The sequence below is a fragment of the Micromonospora sp. SCSIO 07396 genome, assembly GCF_053667945.1.
Map to the genome: position 1 here is coordinate 3,938,156 of NZ_CM132210.1, position 20,419 is coordinate 3,958,574.

15 protein-coding genes and 1 pseudogene are annotated in these 20,419 nt (G+C 71.4%); 3 read left to right on the forward strand and 13 right to left on the reverse strand.

Annotated features, from left to right (window positions below):
* Window positions 1-135 precede the first annotated feature (135 nt).
* Together ACWCHM_RS16920 and ACWCHM_RS16925 are read left to right on the forward strand one after the other, a co-directional pair.
* Window positions 136-1,020 (forward strand): peptidylprolyl isomerase, encoded by an 885-nt coding sequence (locus ACWCHM_RS16920; protein ID WP_454218999.1) that lies wholly within the window; start codon window positions 136-138, stop codon window positions 1,018-1,020.
* Window positions 1,021-1,083: 63 nt separating this feature from the next.
* Window positions 1,084-1,926, forward strand: a complete 843-nt coding sequence (locus ACWCHM_RS16925; RefSeq protein ID WP_454219000.1) for a peptidylprolyl isomerase — start codon at window positions 1,084-1,086, stop codon at window positions 1,924-1,926.
* Between the two features lie 80 nt (window positions 1,927-2,006).
* On the opposite strand, the pseudogene ACWCHM_RS16930 reads toward ACWCHM_RS16925, so the two are convergent.
* From ACWCHM_RS16930 to ACWCHM_RS16985, 12 genes and pseudogenes are all read right to left on the reverse strand, one after another.
* Window positions 2,007-4,286, reverse strand: a pseudogene (locus ACWCHM_RS16930) (RelA/SpoT family protein); the annotation flags it as partial.
* Between the two features lie 431 nt (window positions 4,287-4,717).
* The gene (locus tag ACWCHM_RS16935; protein WP_281898925.1) at window positions 4,718-5,284 is read right to left on the reverse strand and encodes an adenine phosphoribosyltransferase; all 567 of its coding nucleotides are present in this window, start codon (window positions 5,282-5,284) and stop codon (window positions 4,718-4,720) included.
* A gap of 99 nt (window positions 5,285-5,383) precedes the next feature.
* Window positions 5,384-6,583, reverse strand: a complete 1,200-nt coding sequence (secF, locus tag ACWCHM_RS16940) for a protein translocase subunit SecF (RefSeq protein WP_204961356.1) — start codon at window positions 6,581-6,583, stop codon at window positions 5,384-5,386.
* 1 nt (window position 6,584) lies between these two features.
* On the reverse strand, window positions 6,585-8,507 hold the full coding sequence (secD, locus tag ACWCHM_RS16945) for a protein translocase subunit SecD (protein ID WP_454219001.1): 1,923 nt from the start codon (window positions 8,505-8,507) through the stop codon (window positions 6,585-6,587).
* 229 nt (window positions 8,508-8,736) lie between these two features.
* Entirely contained in the window at window positions 8,737-9,102 is a 366-nt protein-coding gene (yajC, locus tag ACWCHM_RS16950; protein WP_239486215.1) for a preprotein translocase subunit YajC, read from the reverse strand.
* Between the two features lie 120 nt (window positions 9,103-9,222).
* Window positions 9,223-10,287 carry a Holliday junction branch migration DNA helicase RuvB gene (ruvB, locus tag ACWCHM_RS16955; protein WP_204961353.1) on the reverse strand — a complete coding sequence of 355 codons (1,065 nt, stop codon included), beginning with the start codon at window positions 10,285-10,287 and terminating at the stop codon, window positions 9,223-9,225.
* Between the two features lie 34 nt (window positions 10,288-10,321).
* Window positions 10,322-10,924: a Holliday junction branch migration protein RuvA gene (gene ruvA, locus ACWCHM_RS16960; RefSeq protein ID WP_421488845.1), complete on the reverse strand. Its 603-nt coding sequence runs from the start codon at window positions 10,922-10,924 to the stop codon at window positions 10,322-10,324.
* A complete protein-coding gene (ruvC, locus tag ACWCHM_RS16965) occupies window positions 10,921-11,448 on the reverse strand; it encodes a crossover junction endodeoxyribonuclease RuvC (protein WP_204961351.1) in 528 nt (175 codons plus the stop codon). Before ruvC ends, ruvA begins: the two co-directional genes overlap by 4 nt.
* Before the next feature lie 97 nt (window positions 11,449-11,545).
* Window positions 11,546-12,154 (reverse strand): TetR/AcrR family transcriptional regulator, encoded by a 609-nt coding sequence (locus ACWCHM_RS16970; RefSeq protein WP_281898933.1) that lies wholly within the window; start codon window positions 12,152-12,154, stop codon window positions 11,546-11,548.
* Window positions 12,155-12,165: 11 nt separating this feature from the next.
* Window positions 12,166-13,731, reverse strand: coding sequence for an MFS transporter (locus ACWCHM_RS16975; protein WP_204961349.1), 1,566 nt, complete (start codon window positions 13,729-13,731; stop codon window positions 12,166-12,168).
* Window positions 13,732-13,866: 135 nt separating this feature from the next.
* The gene (locus tag ACWCHM_RS16980) at window positions 13,867-14,490 is read right to left on the reverse strand and encodes a transcriptional regulator (protein WP_307821448.1); all 624 of its coding nucleotides are present in this window, start codon (window positions 14,488-14,490) and stop codon (window positions 13,867-13,869) included.
* Between the two features lie 90 nt (window positions 14,491-14,580).
* On the reverse strand, window positions 14,581-15,618 hold the full coding sequence (locus ACWCHM_RS16985; RefSeq protein WP_454219002.1) for an aminotransferase class V-fold PLP-dependent enzyme: 1,038 nt from the start codon (window positions 15,616-15,618) through the stop codon (window positions 14,581-14,583).
* A 141-nt stretch (window positions 15,619-15,759) separates the two neighbouring features.
* Here ACWCHM_RS16985 and ACWCHM_RS16990 point away from each other — a divergent pair, with 141 nt between their 5' ends.
* Window positions 15,760-16,620, forward strand: coding sequence for an SPFH domain-containing protein (locus ACWCHM_RS16990; protein WP_454219003.1), 861 nt, complete (start codon window positions 15,760-15,762; stop codon window positions 16,618-16,620).
* 37 nt (window positions 16,621-16,657) lie between these two features.
* Here ACWCHM_RS16990 and dnaE read toward each other — a convergent pair whose 3' ends face one another.
* On the reverse strand, window positions 16,658-20,188 hold the full coding sequence (gene dnaE / locus ACWCHM_RS16995; protein ID WP_421488848.1) for a DNA polymerase III subunit alpha: 3,531 nt from the start codon (window positions 20,186-20,188) through the stop codon (window positions 16,658-16,660).
* Window positions 20,189-20,419 lie beyond the last annotated feature (231 nt).

A 20,419-nucleotide genomic window follows, 5' to 3' on the forward strand; every position in this document is an offset into this window, starting at 1 on the left:
CCGGCCCTCGTACACCACTTTCACAGCAGGTACCCGTACACTCTGGCGGGCGTGTGGCGTGGCGCACCTGCGAGCACGGCGGGTGCGAACGACCCGACCGCCGGTGACGACCAGGGTAGAGGAAGGGGAGCACGGGTGGCTTCCAGCAGGGACCGGCAGCGCAAGCTCGCGCGGGAGAAGCTCGACCGGCAGTTGGCCCGGCGGGCCGCCGCCGCCCGTCGGCGTCGACGCATCCAGGCCGGGGTCGGTGCGGCGGTGGTGCTGGTGCTGATCGTGGCCGGTGCGGCGTGGGGGCTGGGCGCCTTCGACAGCGACCCCGAGCAGAAGGCCGCCGAGGACGTCTGCCTCTGGACGCCGCAGGACGCCAGCGCCAACACCAACCTCAAGGACGTCGGCACCCCGGCCAGCAAGGATCTGCCCACCACCGGGGTACGCACGATGACCATCGACACCGACCAGGGCGGCCCGATCACCGCCGAGCTGGATCTCGCCGGGGCCCCCTGCTCCGGGGCGAGCATCGCCCACCTGGCCGGGGCGTCGTTCTACGACAACACCAAGTGCCACGAGATCACCACCGAGGGCGCGCTGCGCTGCGGCGACCCGAGCGGCACCGGCCTGGGCGGCCCCACCTACTCGTTCTACAACGAGAACGTGCCGACCGCGCCCGAGGCGAGCCCCTCGGCCAGCCCGCAGCCCGGACAGCCACCGACCTACCCCAAGGGCACGGTCGCGATGATCGGCAACCCGCCGGGCGCCAACGGCAGCCAGTTCCTGCTCTTCTTCAAGGACTCCAGCCCGGCCCAGCCCGCGTACCCGATCATCGGCCGGATCACCGGCGGCCTCGACGTGGTCGAGAAGATCGGCGCCCTGCCGACCGTGGACAACGGGGCCGGCGCCAAGATCAAGCCGAAGACCGACGTGGTGATCCGCAAGCTCACCGTCGGCGAGGCACAGGCCGCCCCGGCACCGGCGACCGGCTCCCCGGCCGCGTCCCCGGCGGCCAGCCCGAGCGCCGGCTGAGCCGGCCCACACAACCCGTACCTGCGGCCCCGCCGCGCCAGAGACAGCCCAGGAGGAGTGACCGTGACGTCCACGAGAGAGCGGCAGCGCGCGGCGGCGCGGGCCCGACTTGAGCGGGAGATGGCCGAGCGTTCGGCCAAGGCCCGCAAGCGCCGGCAGACGCAGGCGATCGTCGGGGCCGCCGCGATCCTGGTGCTCGTGGTCGCCGGCACCGTCTGGTTGGCGACCAGCCTCGGTGGCGACGACGACGACAGCACGCAGCAGGCCGCCGGCACCGAGGGCTTCTCGCAGTGCACCTACACCGAGACGCCCAAGGAGGGCCGGCCGGCACAGGTCAAGGACGTCGGGCTGCCGCCGAACCAGCAGGCCAACAAGGGCACCCAGACGATGACGATCGACACCAACCTGGGCCCGATCGTCGCCAAGATCGACCGGACCAAGGTGCCCTGCACCGCCGGCAGCTTCACCCACCTGGCCAGCAAGGGCTTCTTCGACAACACGAAGTGCCACCGGCTGGTGACCGAGGGCATCAAGGTGCTCCAGTGCGGCGACCCGAGCGCGACCGGCAAGGGCTGGCGGCAGACCGACGGCACCGGCGGGCCGAGCTACGGCATGGCCGAGGAGAACCTGCCCACCGACAAGCGTCCCCCCTACCCGGAGGGCGTCATCGCGATGGCCAACTCGGGGCAGCCGGGCAGCACCGGCAGCCAGTTCTTCATCGTCTACGGCGACTCGCAGCTCGACCCGAACTACACCGTGCTGGGCACCATCACCTCCGGCATGGACCTGGTCAAGCAGGTCGGGGCGGCCGGTGACGACAAGGCGTTCGCGCAGCAGGCGGGGGGTGGCCACCCCAAGAAGGAGGTCACCATCACCAAACTGACGATGAGCGACATCGAGAGCTGACCAGCACGTACGACGCAGCGCCCGCCGGCTGAGCCGGCGGGCGCTTCTCGTGTCAGGCGACCGTGGGACGCGGCTGACGGTCAGGCGCCGGAGGTGACCCGGTAGGCGTCGAAGACCCCGTCGACCTTACGGACGGCGGCCAGCAGGTGCCCCAGGTGCTTCGGGTCGGCCATCTCGAAGCTGAACCGGCTCACCGCCACCCGGTCCCGGGTGGTGGTGACCGTCGCCGACAGGATGTTGACCCGTTCCTCGGAGAGCACCCGGGTGACGTCGGCCAGCAGCTTGTGCCGGTCGAGGGCCTCCACCTGGATGGCCACCAGGAACGTCGAGGCGGAGGTGAGCTTCCAGCTGACCTCCACCACCCGCTCGACCTGGGCCCGCAGATCCTCGGCGTTGGCGCAGTCGTCGCGGTGCACGCTGACCCCGCCGGAACGGGTGACGAACCCGAAGACCGAGTCCGGGGGCACCGGCGTGCAGCACCGGGCCAGCTTGATCCAGACGTCGCTGACGCCCCGCACCACGACCCCGGGATCGCTGCTGTTCTGCCGGCTGTGCGGCGGACGGGTGGCGACGGCGGTCTCGGCGATGTCCTCCGCCGCGCCCTCCTCGCCGCCGTACGCGGCCATCAGCTTCTGCACCACCGACTGCGCCGACACCTGGCTGTCGCCGACCGCCGCGTAGAGCGAGGCGACGTCGGCGAGGTGCAGGTCCCGGGCGATCGCCATCAACGCGTCGGAGGTCAGCATCCGCTGCAACGGCATGCCCTGCTTGCGCATCGCCTTGACGATCGAGTCCTTGCCGGCCTCGATCGCCTCCTCGCGGCGCTCCTTGTTGAAGTACTGGCGGATCTTGGTACGCGCCCGGGGGCTCTTGACGAAGCTCAGCCAGTCCTGCGTCGGGCCCGCCGTGTCGGACTTCGAGGTGAAGATCTCGATCACGTCACCGTTGGACAGCGTCGACTCCAACGGCACCAGCTTGCCGTTGACCCGCGCCCCGATGCACTTGTGTCCGACCTCGGTGTGCACCGCGTACGCGAAGTCGACGGGCGTCGACCCGGTCGGCAGCGGGATGACGTCACCCTTGGGGGTGAAGACGTACACCTCCTGGCTGGACAGGTCGAACCGCAACGCGTCGAGGAACTCCGACGGGTCGGCCGCCTCCCGCTGCCAGTCCAGCAACTGCCGCAGCCAGGTCATCTCGTCGATGTGCGCCGGCGGGCCGACGATCTGGGTGCCCTTGTGCTCCTTGTACTTCCAGTGCGCGGCGATGCCGAACTCGGCGGTCCGGTGCATCGCGTAGGTGCGGATCTGCATCTCCACCGGCTTGCCGGTGGGCCCGATGACAGTCGTGTGCAACGACTGGTACATGTTGAACTTGGGCATCGCGATGTAGTCCTTGAACCGGCCCGGCACCGGCTGCCAGTTGGCGTGGATGACCCCCAGCGCCGCGTAGCAGTCCCGCACCGTGTCGACCAGGATGCGCACCCCGACCAGGTCGTAGATGTCGTTGAAGTCCCGCCCCCGCACGATCATCTTCTGGTAGATCGAGTAGAGGTGCTTCGGCCGGCCGGTCGTCTCCGCCTTGATCTTGGCGGCCTTGAGGTCGGTGCCGACCTTCTGGGTGACCTGCTTGAGCAGCGACTCCCGCTGCGGCTGGTGCTCCCCGATCAGCCGGAGGATCTCCTCGTAGCGCTTGGGGAACAGGGTGCCGAAGGCCAGGTCCTCCAGCTCCCACTTGATCGTGTTCATACCGAGCCGGTGGGCCAGCGGCGCCAGGATCTCCAGCGTCTCCTTGGCCTTCTGCTCCCGCTTCGGGGCCGGCAGGAAGGACAGCGTGCGCATGTTGTGCAGCCGGTCGGCCAGCTTGATCACCAGGACCCGGGGGTCCTTCGCCATCGCCACGACCATCTTGCGGATCGTCTCCGCCTTGGCCGCGTCGCCCAGCTTGACCTTGTCCAGCTTCGTCACGCCGTCGACGAGCAGGGTGACCTCGGGGCCGAAGTCGACCTTCATCTGGTCGAGGGTGTATTCGGTGTCCTCGATCGTGTCGTGCAGCAGGGCCGCCACCAGCGTGGTGGTGTCCATCCCCAGGTTGCCCAGGATGGTCGCCACCGCCAGCGGATGGGTGATGTACGGGTCACCGGATTTGCGGTACTGGCCTGAGTGCCAGCGGGCGGCGGTGTCGAAGGCCCGCTGGAGCAGCCGTGCGTCGGCCTTCGGATGGTTCTCCCGGTGGCTGGCGATCAGCGGTTCGAGCACCTCGCTGACCTGGGAGGTCTGCCACGGGGCGTTGAACCGGGCCAGCCGCGCCCGGACCCGGCGGCCGGTCGGGGCGTTGGAGAGCGCGAAACCACCGCTCGGCGACGGGTCGTCGTCGAACGACGCCCCCACCGCCAGGCCGTCGGGCGTACCGCCGACGTCGTCGCCGGCCCCCGTCGGGCCGGCCGCCGGATCGTTGTTCCGAGCGGTCACCGCGCCGTCAGCGTCGCCTGTCGGGTGCACCGTGCCCTCCACCGGAGGAACGACATCGTGGGACACCGGCCTCCTCACCGATCGCCGGGACCACGCCGGCCGTACGGCCGACGCCTGTCTTGCCGAACCGGCCGTCACGCCGGCGTGTTCCCGCCGGCCGCCGTCGGGCCGATGGCACTGCCCGCCGGCCCCGAGGCCGACACCTGACCACCGCCCGGACGGGTGACCGTCCGGTCAGCAATGGGCAATGCTACCCGTACGGTAGGTGCCGTGCCGCTCCGCCGGACGGTCCGTCCCAGGTCGGCGGGACGACCCAGGAATCAAACGGTCAGCAGGGCATGGACCGGACGCCCGGCGAGCCGCTCCCGCCCGCCCAGGAAGCCCAACTCCAGCAGGACGGTGAAACCGGCCACCGTGCCGCCGGCCCGCTCCACCAGGTCGAGGGTCGCCTCGGCGGTGCCGCCGGTGGCCAGCACGTCGTCGACCACCAGCACCCGGTGCCCGGCGGTGAAGGCGTCCTGGTGCACCTCCAGCGTCGCCTCGCCGTACTCCAGGGCGTAGGAGGCCGAGTACGCCGGCCGGGGCAACTTGCCCGCCTTGCGCACCGGCACCACCCCCAACCCGGTCGCGTACGCGATGGCGGCGGCGATCACGAAGCCCCGGGCCTCGATGCCGACCACGATGTCGAAGCCGTCCCGCCCGTGGTGGTCGATGATCCCGTCGATCACCTCGCGGAACACGTCGCCGTCGGCGAACAACGGCATCAGGTCCTTGAACATCACCCCGGGCTTGGGGAAGTCCGGCACGTCCAGCACCCGGCTGGCGACCAGCCGGGCCACCTGCGGGCCGCTGTCTCCGCGTACACCGGTGCTGTGGGTCTCCGTCACGGTGGTCGGCTCTCCTTCGATACGACGACGGCGTCCGTCACGCTGCTCGCACAGCATGGCGGACGCCGTCGACTCGACGTGGGGCGGGTCGCCCGTCGGTCAGCGCCGCTTCGCGCCACCGGGCCGGTTGCCGCCGCCCCCGGCGGGACGGCCGCCCCGGGCGCCGGCCGACCGCTTGGCCGCCGGACGTGCGCCGACCTTCGGCGCGCTGCCGGCCAGGGCCGCCGCCTCCGGGTCGATCGGCTCGTCGGTGGCCTCCTCGGCGGCGGCCTGCCGGGCCGCACCGCGCGGGGTGATCTCGCCCCGGGCGATGGCGCCCCGGCGGGCCAGCACCCGTTTGGTGTGCGCGTCGATCCGCGGGTCCTGGTTCTTGAGCAGCACCAGCAGCGGGGTCGAGAGCAGGATCGAGGTGAGGAACGCCATCGCCATACCGACGAACAGCACCAGGCCGAGGTCCTTCAGGGTGCCCGCGCCGAGCAGACCGGCACCGATGAAGAGCAGACCGCCGACCGGGAGCAGGGCGACCACCGAGGTGTTCAGCGACCGCATCAGGCTCTGGTTGAGCGCCAGGTTGGCCGCCTCGCCGTAGGTCTGGTTGTTGTTGGCGGTGATGCCCCGGGTGTTCTCCTGGACCTTGTCGAAGACCACCACCACGTCGTAGAGCGCGAAGCCCAGGATGGTGAGGAATCCGATGATGGTCGACGGGGTGACCTCGAAGCCGACCAGCGAGTAGATGCCGGCGGTGAGGATCAGGTTCATGAACAGCGAGATGATCGCGGCGACCGCCATCCGCCACTCGAACCGCAGCACCAGGTAGGCCGCCACCACCAGGACGAAGATGACCAGGCCGAGCAGCGCCCGGGAGGTCACCTGGCTGCCCCAGGCCTCGCTGACCTGGCTGCCGCTGATCTGGTCGGCGTTGATGCCGAACTCGTCGGCCATCTTGGCCTTGACCGCGTTGGCCTGCTCGGCGTCGAGCTGCGAGGTGCGCAGCTCGTAGTACTCGCCGCTGGTGCTGCCGACCTTCTGCGCGGTCACCACCTCGGCGCCGCCGCCCTCGGCCGCCAGCGCCTCGTTGACCTTGTCCTCGGCCTGGTCGAGGGTGCCGACGCTGGCCGGCACCTGGAACGAGTTGCCGCCGGCGAACTCGATGCCCAGGCTGAAGCCGCGTACCGCGAAGCTGAGCACGGCGATCAGCACCAGCACCCCGGCGACGGTGAACCACAGCTTGCGCCGGCCGACGATGTTGAGACCGGCCTCGCCCCGGTAGAGCCGGGACGCCAGACCACTCTTAGCCATCTCAGGCCTCCTTGACGCGCGGGTTGCGGGCGGTGCCCGGCTCGGCCGAACGGGGTGGCAGCGCCCGACCGAGGCCGCTGACCCGCGGCGACAGGAACGCCGGGGTCCGGGCGAACATCGTCATGATCGGGTGCCGGAACAGGAAGACGACCACCAGGTCGAGCACGGTCGCCAGGCCGAGGGCGAAGGCGAAGCCCTTCACCGTGCCGACCGAGACGATGTAGAGGACCACGGCGGACATCAGGGTGATCGCGTTGGCCGAGATGATCGTCCGGCGGGCCCGGATCCAGGCTCGGGGCACCGCGCTACGCGGGCTGCGCCCTTCCCGGATCTCGTCCTTGAGCCGTTCGAAGTAGATGACGAACGAGTCCGCCGCCACACCGAGCGAGACGATCATGCCGGCGATGCCGGCGAGGGTGAGGGTGAAGCCGATCGACCGGCCGAGCACCACCAGCGCGCCGAAGACCAGCAACGCGGAGAGCACCAGGCTCAGGAAGATGACCGAGCCGAGCAGCCGGTAGTAGAAGAACGAGTAGATGATGACCAGCAGCATGCCGATGCCGGCGGCCAGCAGACCGGCCCGCAGGTGGCTGTCGCCCAGCGTCGCGGTGACGTTCTGCTGCTCCTGCGGCACGAAGGTGACCGGCAGCGCGCCGTAGCGCAGCTGGCTGGCCAGCGCGTTGGCCGAGGTGTTGTCGAAGCTGCCGGTGATCTGCGAGTCGCCGGTCAGCACGCCCTGGATCTCGGGCGAGGAGACGATCTCGTTGTCCAGCACCACGGCCACCCGGCACTTGCCGTCCTGGCCGAGGGCGGTCTGGTCGCAGGCACCACCGGTGTTGTTGAACGCCTCCCGGGTCAGCTCGGTCCACTTGGACTGGCCGTCGCCGGTGAAGTTCAGGCTGACCACCCAGGTGCTGGCCTGGTCGAGGACCGCGTTGGCGTCCTTGACGTCGGTGCCGACCACCTTGGCCTGGTCGAGCAGGTACTTCGCCGCGCCACCCTCACAGGCGACCGCCTGCTGCTTCTCGTCCTTGATCGACGCGGGGGGCCGCTTGTCGAGCTGGGCGCAGGTGATGGTCGGCACGTTGAACTGCATCTGCGGGGTCAGTACCGCGACCTCCTGCGGGGAGAGCGCGCCGAACGGCTTGAACGTCTCCGCCAGGGCCGGGTTGGTGGCCAGGTCGGCCGGGGCCTGCAGCCCGCTCGCGGCGGCCCAGGCGGCTGCGCCGACCTTCTTCTCGACGGCCTTGCGCTGCTCCTCGATGCTCTGCGGCACCGGAGCCTCGCTGGCGCTGGGCGAGGCGGCCGGGGCGCTCGGCGAGGCCGACCCGGACGGGGTGGCGCTGGCGCTCGGCGCGGGGGCGCCGCCGCCCTGGCCACCGGCGCTCGGCGAACCGGTCACCTTCGGCGACGCGCTGCCGGAGGCCTTCGGCGACGCGCTGCCCGACGGGGTCGGTGAGGCGCTACCGGACGGGGCCGGCGACGCGCTGCCCGACGGGGCCGGGGCGGCGACCGCGCCGCTGCCGTCGGCGGCCTTGAGCACCTTGCGGAAGCGCAGTTCCGCGGCGCTGCCGACGTCGGTTAGGTCGCGGTTCTCACCTGGCAGGGAGATGACGATGTTCCGGTTGCCCTCGGTGACCACCTCGGCCTCGGCCACGCCGTAGGCGTTGACCCGGCTCTCGATGATCTGCCGGGCCTCCTCCAGGTTGGCCGAGGTCGGGGGCCTGCCGTCGATGCTGTTGGTCGCCTCCAGCGTCAGCCGGGTGCCACCGATCAGGTCCAGGCCGAGCCGTGGCTCCAGCCGGTCCTTCCAGCCGCCGCTGGCGCCGCCCGAGAAGAACACCAAGGAATAGAGGACGACGAAGATGAACCCGAGCACGGCGAGCTGCCGCCCGGGGCGCATCTGTCCCTGAGGTGGTGCCACGGCTGTCTGTCTCCCTGTAACGGTCGCGCCGCCGGCGCAGCGGCGACGAGGTCGGAGCGGGGTTCCCGCCCCGACGTGCTCTGCGCGGGCCACTCCCGACCGACGACACGGCGCACCACCGCCGACGTGGTGGCGTCGGGCGGACGGTGCGGGTGCCGACCCTGGGGACCGGCCCACCTATCCAGTTGTCCCGCCGCTACCCGCCCGTGGTGCCGGGCGGGAGGCGGCTTCACTCCTTGACGACTTCCGCGTCCTCGGTGACCGGCTCGTCAGCCTCGGTGCGCTCGGCCCGGGTGACCACCCGGGCGATGGCCGGACGGGCGTAGCGGGACTGCACACCGGGGGCCACCTCCAGCAGCACGGTGTCGTCCTCGACACCCACGACCGTGCCGTAGAGCCCGCCGATGGTGACGACCTCGTCACCGGGGCCGAGCGCGGACTGCATGGCCTCAGCCTCGCGGCGGCGCTTCTGCTGCGGCCGGATCATCATGAAGTACATGACCCCGAAGAGCAGGGCGATCATGAGGATCGGCGTCAGGCTGCCGGCGCCTCCGCCGGACTGTGCTGCGTAAAGCACGGTGTGCGACCTTCCCATTGGCCCCCGTCGCGGCACATGCGTGCCGGAGCGGAGGCGGATATTCACATCCTGTACAGACCGCGGCGAGTCTAATCCCTGCACCTGGGAACGCCGAATGCGGCGCAGATCACGTTCAGATCACGGTGGATCGGGCGCGTTCGAGAAGAGATCGGGCACGGCGGGGGCTTCAACGCCAAATGTACCATTTGGCGGGGTGCGGCCGAGGTGTCGCCAGGCGGCCTCCGTCGCCACCCGTCCCCGGGGGGTCCGGGCCAGCAGGCCGGCCCTCACCAGAAAGGGCTCGCAGACCTCCTCCACCGTGTCCGGCTGCTCCCCCACCGCCACCGCCAGGGTGGACAGGCCCACCGGGCCACCCCGGAACGAGTCGACCAGCGCGGTCAGCACCGCCCGGTCCAGCCGGTCCAGGCCGAGGGCGTCCACGTCGTAGACGGTCAGGGCGGCGCGGGCGGTCTCCAGGGTGACCACGCCGTCGGCCCGGACCTCGGCGTAGTCGCGCACCCGGCGCAGCAGCCGGTTGGCGATCCGGGGCGTGCCCCGGGACCGGCCGGCGACCTCCACCGCCCCCTCCGGGGTGATCGGCACGCCCAGGATCCGCGCCGAGCGGTGCAGCAGCGCCTCCAGGTCGGCCGGGGAGTAGAAGTCGAGGTGCGCCACGAAGCCGAACCGGTCCCGCATCGGGCCGGTCAGCAGACCGGACCGGGTGGTCGCGCCGACCAGGGTGAACGGCTCCACGTCGAGCGGGATCGCGGTGGCCCCCGGCCCCTTGCCGACGATCACGTCGACCCGGAAGTCCTCCATCGCGCTGTAGAGCAGCTCCTCCGCCGGCTTGGCGATCCGGTGGATCTCGTCGATGAACAGCACGTCGCCCTCGGCGAGGCTGGTCAGGATGGCGGCCAGGTCACCGGAGCGCTCGATCACCGGCCCGCTGGTCACCCGGATACCGGAACCCAGCTCGGCCGCCACGATATTGGCCAACGTCGTTTTACCGAGGCCAGGAGGCCCCGACAGGAGGATGTGGTCGGGTGGGGCGCCGCGCCGCATCGCCCCCTGCAACAGCAGGTCGAGCTGGTCGCGGACCCGGTGCTGGGCGATGAACTCGTCGAGCCGCTTCGGCCGGACGCTGACCTCGGCGTCCCGCTCCGCGTCGTCGGCGTACGCCGAGACCAGGCCGTCGCCGCTCATGCCGGCCACCCCGGCCGCGACCGTGCCACGCCGGTCACCGGATCCGGCCGAGCAGTCGGATGGCCTGCTTGAGCAGGACCGGCACCGGCGGGGTGGGCCCCTCCACGGTCTCCGCCACGGCGGCCACCGCCTGATCGGCCTGCCCGGCCGTCCAGCCCAGCCCGACCAACGCCTGACGGACCTGGTCCGGCCACGCCCCGGCGGTCACCCCGGCCGCGCCGTCGGCACCGACCGGCACCGGGCCGATCCGGTCGCGCAGCTCCAGGACCAGCCGCTCGGCACCCTTCTTGCCGATCCCCGGGACCCGGGTCAGGGCGGCGGTGTCGGCGTTGGCGATGGCCTTGCGGACCGCGTCCGGGGTGTGCACGGCCAGCACCGCCTGGGCCAGCCGCGGGCCGACCCCGCTGGCCGTCTGGAGCAGCTCGAACAGCTGCTTGGCGTCGTCGTCGGCGAAGCCGTAGAGGGTGAGCGAGTCCTCCCGGACCACCAGGCTGGTGGCGAGCCGGGCCGGCTGGCCGACCCGCAGCTCGGCCAGGGTGCCCGGGGCGCACTGCACCGCCAGACCGATCCCCCCGACCTCCACCACCGCGTGGTCCGGACCGGTCGCGGTCACCGTGCCGCGCACGCTGGCGATCATCGCGCTCCTCCTCGTCGTGCCCGGTCGGCGGCCTCGGCCAGCTTGGACCGGGTGCCGCCCCGCCACACGTGGCAGATGGCCAGGGCCAGGGCGTCCGCCGCGTCGGCCGGCTTGGGCGGCTCGGCCAGCCGCAGCAGCCGGGTGACCATGGCGGTCATCTGCTTCTTGTCGGCCTGGCCGGACCCGGTCACCGCCGCCTTGACCTCGCTCGGCGTGTACGTCTGCACCGGCAGCCCGGCCCGCGCCCCGGCCAGCACGGCGATCCCGCTGGCCTGGGCGGTGCCCATCACGGTGCGGACGTTGTGCTGGCTGAACACTCGCTCGACGGCGACCGCGTCGGGCCGGTGCTCGGCCACCAGGTCGGTCAGCGACCGGTCCAGGTGCAGCAGGCGCAGCGACAGGTCGTCGGCGGGGTCGGTGTAGACGACGTAGTAGGCGACCAGCGTGCAGGGGCGGCCCGGCACGCCCTCGACCACGCCGACCCCGCACCGGGTCAGCCCCGGGTCGACGCCCAGCACACGCACGCCGTCTCCTCCAGGCCCCTCGACAGTACGGGTGTTCGACACCCTACTGGTCCGCCCCGACACGCCGGTGGGCGGACACGCCGCCCGGCGGTGGGGCTCAGCGGGCCCGCAGCCCGTCGAGCACGCCGTCGACGACCCTCTCGGGGAGCAGCCGGTCGTCCAGCTCCGGGTGCCAGCGCATCAGCCGCTGGACCAGCATCGGGCCGGTGAGCAGCGCCATCGCCACCTCGATGTCGAGATCGGCGCGCAGCTCGCCTGCGGCCACGCCCCGGCGGAGCACCTCCCGCATGATCTTCCGCCGCGGCTCGATGATGTTCTGGTAGAGCTGGAAGTGGTCCGGGCTACGGTTCACCTCGGGCACCAGGCACGGCATGATCCGCTCGGCCCGGGGGTCGATGTTGTGCCCGACGGCCCCGACCAGCAGCACCAGGTCGTCGCGGACGGAGTGCCCGGCCGGCTGGGCGACCACCCCCTTGAGCCGGCGCAGCGCGTCCAGCAACAGGGCGTCCTTGCCGGGCCAGCGGCGGTAGATGGTGGCCTTGCCCACCCCGGCGCGGGTGGCGATCGCCTCGATCGACAGCGTCTCGATGGTGCTGCCCTCGGCGAGCAGGTCCAGGGTGGCCTCGATGATGGCCTCGTCCGCGCGGATGCTCCGCGGTCGCCCGGGCGACCGCGGAGCATCGGCGGTGGGGTTCATGGCAGACATTGTTCCCGGACCTACGTGGTCGCGGCCAGTTCCCGCTCCGCCACCGGCGTCGCGTCGGCGGCCGTGGCGGCGCGGCCCGGCATCCAGCGCAGCACGATGATGATGCCGAGGGCCGCCACCACCGCGGAGATCGCCGCCGCCCAGTGCATGGCCGAGACGAAGGCGTCGTTGGCCGCCGCGATCAGCTTCGGGGCCGCCGGGCCGAGCTGGGCCGCCGCCGCGTACGCCCCGGAGACCGACTCGGTGGCCGCCTCCCGGGCCGGCGCGGGCAGGGCGTCGGTGGCCGTGGCGATGTCCTGGCGGTAGACCGCGGAGAGCACCGAGCCGAGCACCGCGACGCCCAACGCACCGGCGACCTGGCGGACGGTGTTGCTCACCGCCGAGCCGACGCCGGCCTTCTCCCGGGGCAGCGCCGACATGATCGACTCGGTGGCCGGCGGCATGATGTTCGCCATCCCGACGCCCTGGAGGAAGAAGGCCACCAGCACCACCCAGATCGGCGTGCTGGCGTCGATGAAGGCGAACGCGGCAAGCGCCACGGCGGTCAGCACGAGTCCCACCGTGGCCACCGCCCGGCCCCCGTACCGGCGCACCATGGCGGCGCTGCGCGGCGCGAAGACCAGCTGCGCCCCGGCGAACGGCAGGAAGAGCAGGCCGGTCTCCAGCGGGCTGTAGCCCCGGACGAGCTGCATGTAGAACGAGCTGAAGAACATCACGCCCATGGCGGCGAAGAAGACCAGGCCGACGATCGCCACCGGGGCGGCGAACCGGGGCACCCGGAACAGCCGTACGTCCAGCGAGGGGTGGTCGCTGCGCCGTTCGTGCGCGACGAACCAGGCCAGCACCGCCACTCCGCCCAGGATCGCGGCCCAGACGGTGGGCCGGCCGAAGCCGTGCTCGCCGCCGTCGATGATGCCGTAGGTCAGCGCGACCAGCCCGACGACCGAGAGCAGCACGCCGAGGATGTCGACCCGGCCCGGCCTGGGGTCCCGCGACTCGGGCACCAGCAGGGCGACCAGCAGCACGCCGACCACCACCACCGGCACGTTGATCAGGAAGACCGAGCCCCACCAGAAGTGCTCCAGCAGCGCGCCGCCCAGGATCGGGCCGATCGCTACCGCCAGGCCGACCGCGCCGGCCCAGACGCCGATGGCACGGCCGCGTTCCCGGGGGTCGAAGACGTTGGAGATGATCGACAGGGTGACCGGCATGATCGCCGCGCCGCCGATGCCCATCACGGCGCGGGCCGCGACGAGCTGGCCGGGGCTCTGCGCGTACGCCGAGAGCAGGGACGACAGGCCGAACAGGACCAGGCCGATGAGCAGGAACCGGCGTCGGCCGGCCCGGTCGCCGAGGACGCCGAAGGTGAACAGCAGTCCGGCGAAGACGAGGGTGTAGGAGTTGATCGCCCATTCCAGCTCGCCCTGGCTGGCCCCGAGGCCGTGCACCGGGTCGGCCAGGGTGCGCAGGGCGACGTTGAGGATGGTGTTGTCGAGGACGACGACGAGCAGGCTGACCACCAGCACGCCGAGGATCGCCCATCGTCTCGGATGTCCGGTGTTCTCGTGCGGTTGCATATGCTCCGGTGCTCCCCCCGGTTGCACCCGTCCCCCAGATACGGAACGGGTCAGACTCGTAACGACACTCACCTTACGAGCCGCATGTTTCGATACGACACCGGTTCGTATCGGTTGTGGTACGGGTCACCCGGCTCAGGCCGGGAGGGCGCAGGCGGCCAGGGCGGCGGCGAAGCTGGTCAGCCGGGTCGCCGGGGGCGCGAGGGGCTCGATCCAGCCCGGCCCGGCGGCGAACACCCGTACCCCCGGGAAATCACGGCCGAACCGGACCAGGCGGTACGCGCGGCCGGTGACAGGGGTCTGCGACCAGACCACCACGACCCGCGGTCGGGCCCGCAGCACGGCGGATCCCAGCGCCACCCACGGCAGCGCCGGCCCCAGGTGCAAGCAGCCCCGCCCCTGCTCGCGCAGCGCGGCGGCCACCGCGTGCAGGCCCAGGCAGTGCGCCTCGTTCTCGGCCCCGGCGAGCAGCACCCCGTCGGTGCGCAACCGCCGGCCGGGAACCCGTCGGTGCACGTCCAACCCGATCCGGATGCCCTCGGACAGGGCGTGCTCGACGGCGATCCCGGCGGCGTCGCGCCCGCGCAGCCCGGCCAGCAGCGGCACGCACACCGCCTCCCACACCGCCGCCACCCCGGCATCGGCGGCGTACTCCAGCACCAGCGCGGCGACCAGGTTCGCGTCGAGGTCCTCGGCGGCGGCCGAGAACCGCTTGTGGGCCGTCTCGACGGCCTCGACCGGCATCGGATCCGACAACACCAGACGCACCCCCCGGGTAGGACACCGTTACCAGGGGATTCGCCCGGACGGGGCGGTTCGGATGCGCCGCCGGGGAAAAACTGTGACGGCTCAGCCGGTGAGCGCCTCCAGCGCCAAGTCCACGTCCGCCTCGGTGGTGGAGAGGTGGAACGCGACCCGGACCCGCCCGGCGCGCACCGCCGCCCGGACCCCGGCACGGGCCAGCCGCTGCCCTGCGTCGGGCACCTCCACGGTGACGATCGCGCTGTGCCCCGGCGGCCGGCCCAGCCCGGCCCGGAACCGGTTGGCCAAGGCCACGTCGTACGCCCCGATCGTCGCCGGGCCGAGCGCCGCGACCAGCTCCAGCGCCGGGGCGGTGCCCACCCAGCTGAACCAGGCCGGGGAGCTGTCGAACCGGCGGGCGTCGTCGGCCAGCCGCAGCGGCGGACCGTAGTAGGTGGACAGCGGGTCCTTGCCCGCGAACCAGCCGGCCGCGTCCGGACGCATCCGCTCGCGCAGCTCCGGGGCCAGGTAGGCCAGCGCCGAGCCGCGCGGCGACACCAGCCACTTGTACGTCCCGACCGCGACCGCGTCGGCCAGCGCCGCGTCGAACGGCAGCCACCCGCACGCCTGGGTGGCGTCCACCACCACCAGCGCGCCGTACGCGCGGGCCGCGGCCACGATCTCCGCGTACGGGGCGACGGCCCCGTCGGCCGACTGCACCAGGCTGAACGCGACCAGGTCGGTGTCGGCGTCGATCGCGTCGCACAGGCCGGCCAGCGGCACGGTGCGCACCCGCACCCCGCGTTCCTCCTGCACCAGCCAGGGGAAGAGGTTGGCGGTGAACTCGACCTCGGGGACGACCACGGTGGCCCCGGCGGGCAGGGCGGCGGCGATCGGCCCGAGCAACTGCGACACACTGCCGCCGACCGCGACGTCGGTCACCGGCACCCCGACCAGGCCGGCGAACGCCGCCCGGGACCGCCCGGTCGCCTCCTCCCACACCTCATGGGAGGTACGCCCCACCCGCCAGTCGGCCAACGCCTCCTGCACCGCCGTCCAGACCGGCTGGGGCGGGAGCCCGTAACTGGCGGTGTTCAACCAGCCGGGTTCCGGCTGCCACAGCTCGCGTGCCTGCGCCAACTCCATGCGTCGAGGCTAGTGACACACCCGCGCGCCCGGTCAGCACCAATCCGCCGGTGGTGGCCCGCACCCGACCGGCCCCGTTTTGACCTGCTGGCCTAGGTTGGTGATCCACACAGCGACGCTCCCTCGGAAGGGTGATGCCCCGTGCCCGTCGGCTTCACGTTCGCCGTCATCCTCGCCATCGGGGCGCTGGTCGCCGGAGCGGTCCGGCTCCTCGCCCGGTACCCGGCGGTCAAGCGCACCAGCACGCTGGTCGCGTTCGGCTGCCTGGCCGGCGCGCTGCTGTTCGGGATCGGCGCCAGCGCGCACTCCGTCCCGATCCGCTCGGTCGGCATCGTCACCAGCTTCAACAAGCCGACCGGCGAGGTCACCGGCTCCGGGCTCAAGTGGGTCGCCCCCTGGCAGAAGGTCGGCGAGTGGGACGCCGGCCGGCAGAAGTACGACCACATCGGCGGCGACAAGTGCGTCCGGGTCCGCACCGGGACCCTCGCCGACGCCTGCGTCGAGGTGCTGATCGAGTGGCAGGTCAAGCCGGAGAACGCGCCGAAGCAGTTCATGGACTACAAGGGCGACTTCGAGAGCTTCCGGGGCCAGCGGGTGGGGGTGCAGCTCGACAGCGCGGTCAACGACGCCTTCGCCACGTACAACCCGCTGGAGAAGATCGACGCCCGGACGGGGAACCTGAACGTCGACCTGAAGCCGTTCGCCGAGAGCATCCGGGGCAACGCCGAGGGCCGGCTCTCCGGCGACGTCGACATCCTGTCCGTCACCATCACCCGGGTCAACCACGACGACAAGACCGAGGGCAACATCAAGGCGTTCCAGGACAAGCTCGCCCAGACCCGCAACCTCGAACAGGACCGCAAGAACGCCGAGATCCAGAAGCAGATCACCGAGACCAACGCCAAGGTCGACAAGGTGTCCCGCTGCCTGGAGATCGCCGAGAAGAACGGCTCCACCCCCGGGCTGTGCATCAACCCGGGGATCGTCACCGGTGGCAAGTGACCGGTGCGCCGGGCGGTGGTGACCACCGCCCGGCGGGTCAGCTGACGTTGGCCGGGCCGAGGACGCTCTTGAGGTCACCCATCAGCGCGGTGGTGGCGGCCACCCGGAACGGGCCGAGCCGCAGGGTGGTCACCTTGCCGCCGTTGAGCAGCTTGACGTGCACCTCGGTGTCGCCCGGGTGCAGCACCAGGGTCTCCTTGAGCCGTTCCACCAGCGGCGGGGTGCAGCGGTGCACCGGGATGGTCAGCGTCACCGGCTTGCTGCCGGGGGTGCTGCTGACGTCCGGCATGGACATGTCCATCGCCATGATCCGGGGGGTGTCGTCGCGCCGGTCCACCCGGCCCTTGACCACCACGATCGCGTCCTCGGCGATGTACTGGCCGATCACCTCGTAGGTGTTCGGGAAGAACAGCGTCTCCACCCCGCCGGCCAGGTCCTCCAGCGCCGCCGAGGCCCAGGCCCGACCCTGCTTGGTGACCCGCCGTTGCACGCCGGAGAGGATGCCGGCCAGGGTGACCACCGCGCCGTCGGGCACGGTGCCCTCCTCCGACAACGCGGCGATGGTGGTGTCGGCCGCCGCGCCGAGGACGTGTTCCAGGCCGAACAGCGGGTGGTCGGAGACGTAGAGGCCGAGCATCTCGCGTTCGAAGGCGAGCTTGTCCCGCTTGTCCCATTCCGCGTCGCCGATGGTCGGCATCACGGTGGTGCTGCCGGTGTCGGCGTCACCGAAGCCGGCCCCGAACAGGTCGTACTGGCCGACGGCCTCCTTGCGCTTGACGTCGGCGAACGCGTCGATGGCGTCGGCGTGCACGGCGAGCAGGCCCTTGCGGGTGTGCCCCAGCGAGTCGAACGCACCCGCCTTGATCAGGGATTCGATGGTCTTCTTGTTGCAGACCACCGCGTCGACCTTGGACAGGAAGTCGTAGAAGTCGGCGTACTCGCCCTTCTCGTCGCGGCACCGCATGATCGCCGCGACCACGTTCGCCCCGACGTTGCGCACGGCGGCCAGGCCGAACCGGATGTCCTTGCCGACCGGGGTGAACGGGCCGGCGGAGGTGTTCACGTCCGGCGGCAGCACCTGGATGCGCATCCGGCGGCACTCCGACAGGTAGAGCGCCATCTTGTCCTTGTCGTCACCGACGGAGGTCAGCAGCGCCGCCATGTACTCGGCCGGGTAGTGCGCCTTGAGGTACGCCGTCCAGTACGACACCAGCCCGTACGCCGCCGAGTGCGCCTTGTTGAAGGCGTACCCGGCGAACGGCACCAGGACGTCCCACACGGCCTGGATGGCCTCGTCGGAGTAGCCGCGCTCGCGGCAGCCGTCCCGGAACGGGATGAACTCCTTGTCGAGGATCTCCTTCTTCTTCTTGCCCATCGCCCGGCGCAGCAGGTCGGCCTGGCCGAGGGTGTAGCCGGCGAGGATCTGCGCGGCGCGCTGCACCTGCTCCTGGTAGACGATCAGGCCGTGGGTGGGCGCCAGGATCTCCCGCAGCGGCTCCTCCAGCTCCGGGTGGATCGGGGTGATCTCCTGGAGGCCGTTCTTGCGCAGCGCGTAGTTGGTGTGCGAGTCGACGCCCATCGGGCCGGGCCGGTAGAGCGCCAGCACGGCCGAGATATCCTCGAAGTTGTCCGGCTTCATCAGCCGCAGCAGCGAGCGCATCGGCCCGCCGTCGAGCTGGAACACCCCGAGGGTGTCGCCCCGGGCGAGCAGGTCGTAGGCGGGCTTGTCGTCCAGCGGCAGGCCCAGCAGGTCGAGTTCCCGACCGTGGTTGAGCTGGATGTTCTTGACCGCGTCGTCGATGATCGTCAGGTTGCGCAGGCCGAGGAAGTCCATCTTCAACAGCCCGAGCGACTCGCAGGTCGGGTAGTCGAACTGGGTGATGATCACCCCGTCGGCGTCCCGGCGCATCAGCGGGATGTGGTCGATGATCGGCTCGGCGGACATGATCACGCCGGCGGCGTGAACACCGGTCTGCCGGATCAGCCCCTCGATGCCCTTGGCGGTGTCGATCACCTTGCGGACGTCCGGGTCGGTCTCGTAGAGGCCGCGGATCTCGCCGGCCTCGGCGTACCGGGGGTGCTTGGGGTCGAAGATGCCGGTGAGCGGGATGTCCTTGCCCATCACCGCCGGGGGCATCGCCTTGGTGATCCGGTCGCCGACCGCGTACGGGAAGCCGAGGACCCGGGCCGAGTCCTTGATCGCGGCCTTCGCCTTGATCGTGCCGAAGGTGGCGATCTGGGCGACCTTGTCCTCGCCCCACTTGTCGGTGACGTACTTGATCACCTCGCCGCGCCGACGCTCGTCGAAGTCGATGTCGACGTCCGGCATTGAGACCCGCTCGGGGTTGAGGAACCGTTCGAAGATCAGGCCGTGCGGGATCGGGTCCAGGTCGGTGATGCCCAGCGCGTACGCCACCAGCGAACCGGCCGCCGAGCCACGCCCCGGGCCGACCGCGATGCCCTGGTTCTTGGCCCACTGGATGAAGTCGGCCACCACCAGGAAGTACGACGGGAAACCCATCTGGTTGATGACGCCCAGCTCGTACTCGGCCTGCACCACGTGGCCCTCGGGGATGCCGCCGGGGTAGCGGCGGGCCAGCCCCTTGAAGGTCTCCTTGCGGAACCAGGACTCCTCGGTCTCCCCCTCGGGCACCGGGAAGCGCGGCATCAGGTTGTGGAACTCGAACATCCCGCTCGGGTCGACCTTCTCGGCCACCAGCAGGGTGTTGCGGCAGCCCTGCTGCCAGAACTCCGAGGAGTCGACCGCGCGCATCTGGTCGGCGGACTTGACGAAGTAGCCGCCGCCGTCGAACCGGAACCGGTTGGGGTCCGCGACGTTGCTGCCGGTCTGCACGCAGAGCAGCACGTCGTGCGCCTCGGCCTGCGCCTCGTGGGTGTAGTGCGAGTCGTTGGTCACCACCGGCGGGATGTCCAGCTTGCGGGCGATGGTGATCAGATCGTCGCGGACCCGCTGCTCGATCGACAGCCCGTGGTCCATGATCTCCAGGAAGTAGTTCTCCTTGCCGAAGATGTCCTGGTAGGCGGCGGCGACCTTGAGCGCCTCGTCGAACTGGCCGAGCCGCAGCCGGGTCTGCACCGCGCCGGACGGGCAGCCGGTGGTGGCCATGATGCCCTCGGCGTGCTCGGCGATCAGCTCCATGTCCATCCGGGGCCACTTGACGTAGTGCCCCTCCATGGACGCCCGGGAGTTGAGGGTGAACAGGTTCTTCAGGCCCTGCGCGTTGCGCGCCCACATGGTCTTGTGGGTGATCGCGCCGTTACCGGAGATGTCGTCGCTCTTCTGCTCCGGCCGGCCCCACTTGACCCGGGCCTTGTGGTAGCGCGACTCCGGCGCGACGTACGCCTCGACGCCGAGAATCGGGGTGACGCCGGCCGCCATGGCCTGCTTGTAGAAGTCGTTCGCGCCGTGCATGTTGCCGTGGTCGGTGATCGCCACCGCCGGCATCCCCAGCCGGTTGGCCTCGGCGAAGAGGTCCTTCAACCGGGCCGCCCCGTCGAGCATCGAGTACTCGGTGTGCACGTGCAGATGCGCGAACGAATCGCCCATGCGTGGAATCCCCCCGGATCGGATCATGGGTCACGAGATCAGGCCGGTCCACGATAGCGCCGCCCGGGGAAGCCGCCGCACCCGCCGCGCGGACACCTCCGCGCGGAGGTCGTACGGCCCCGCCCGCCGTACACCGACGGTCACCGAACGGTCCCGCGAGCCCACCGCCGACGCGGACAGGGGTGCCCCCGCCCGGCCGGGCGGGGGCACCCCTGCGACATCCACCGACGC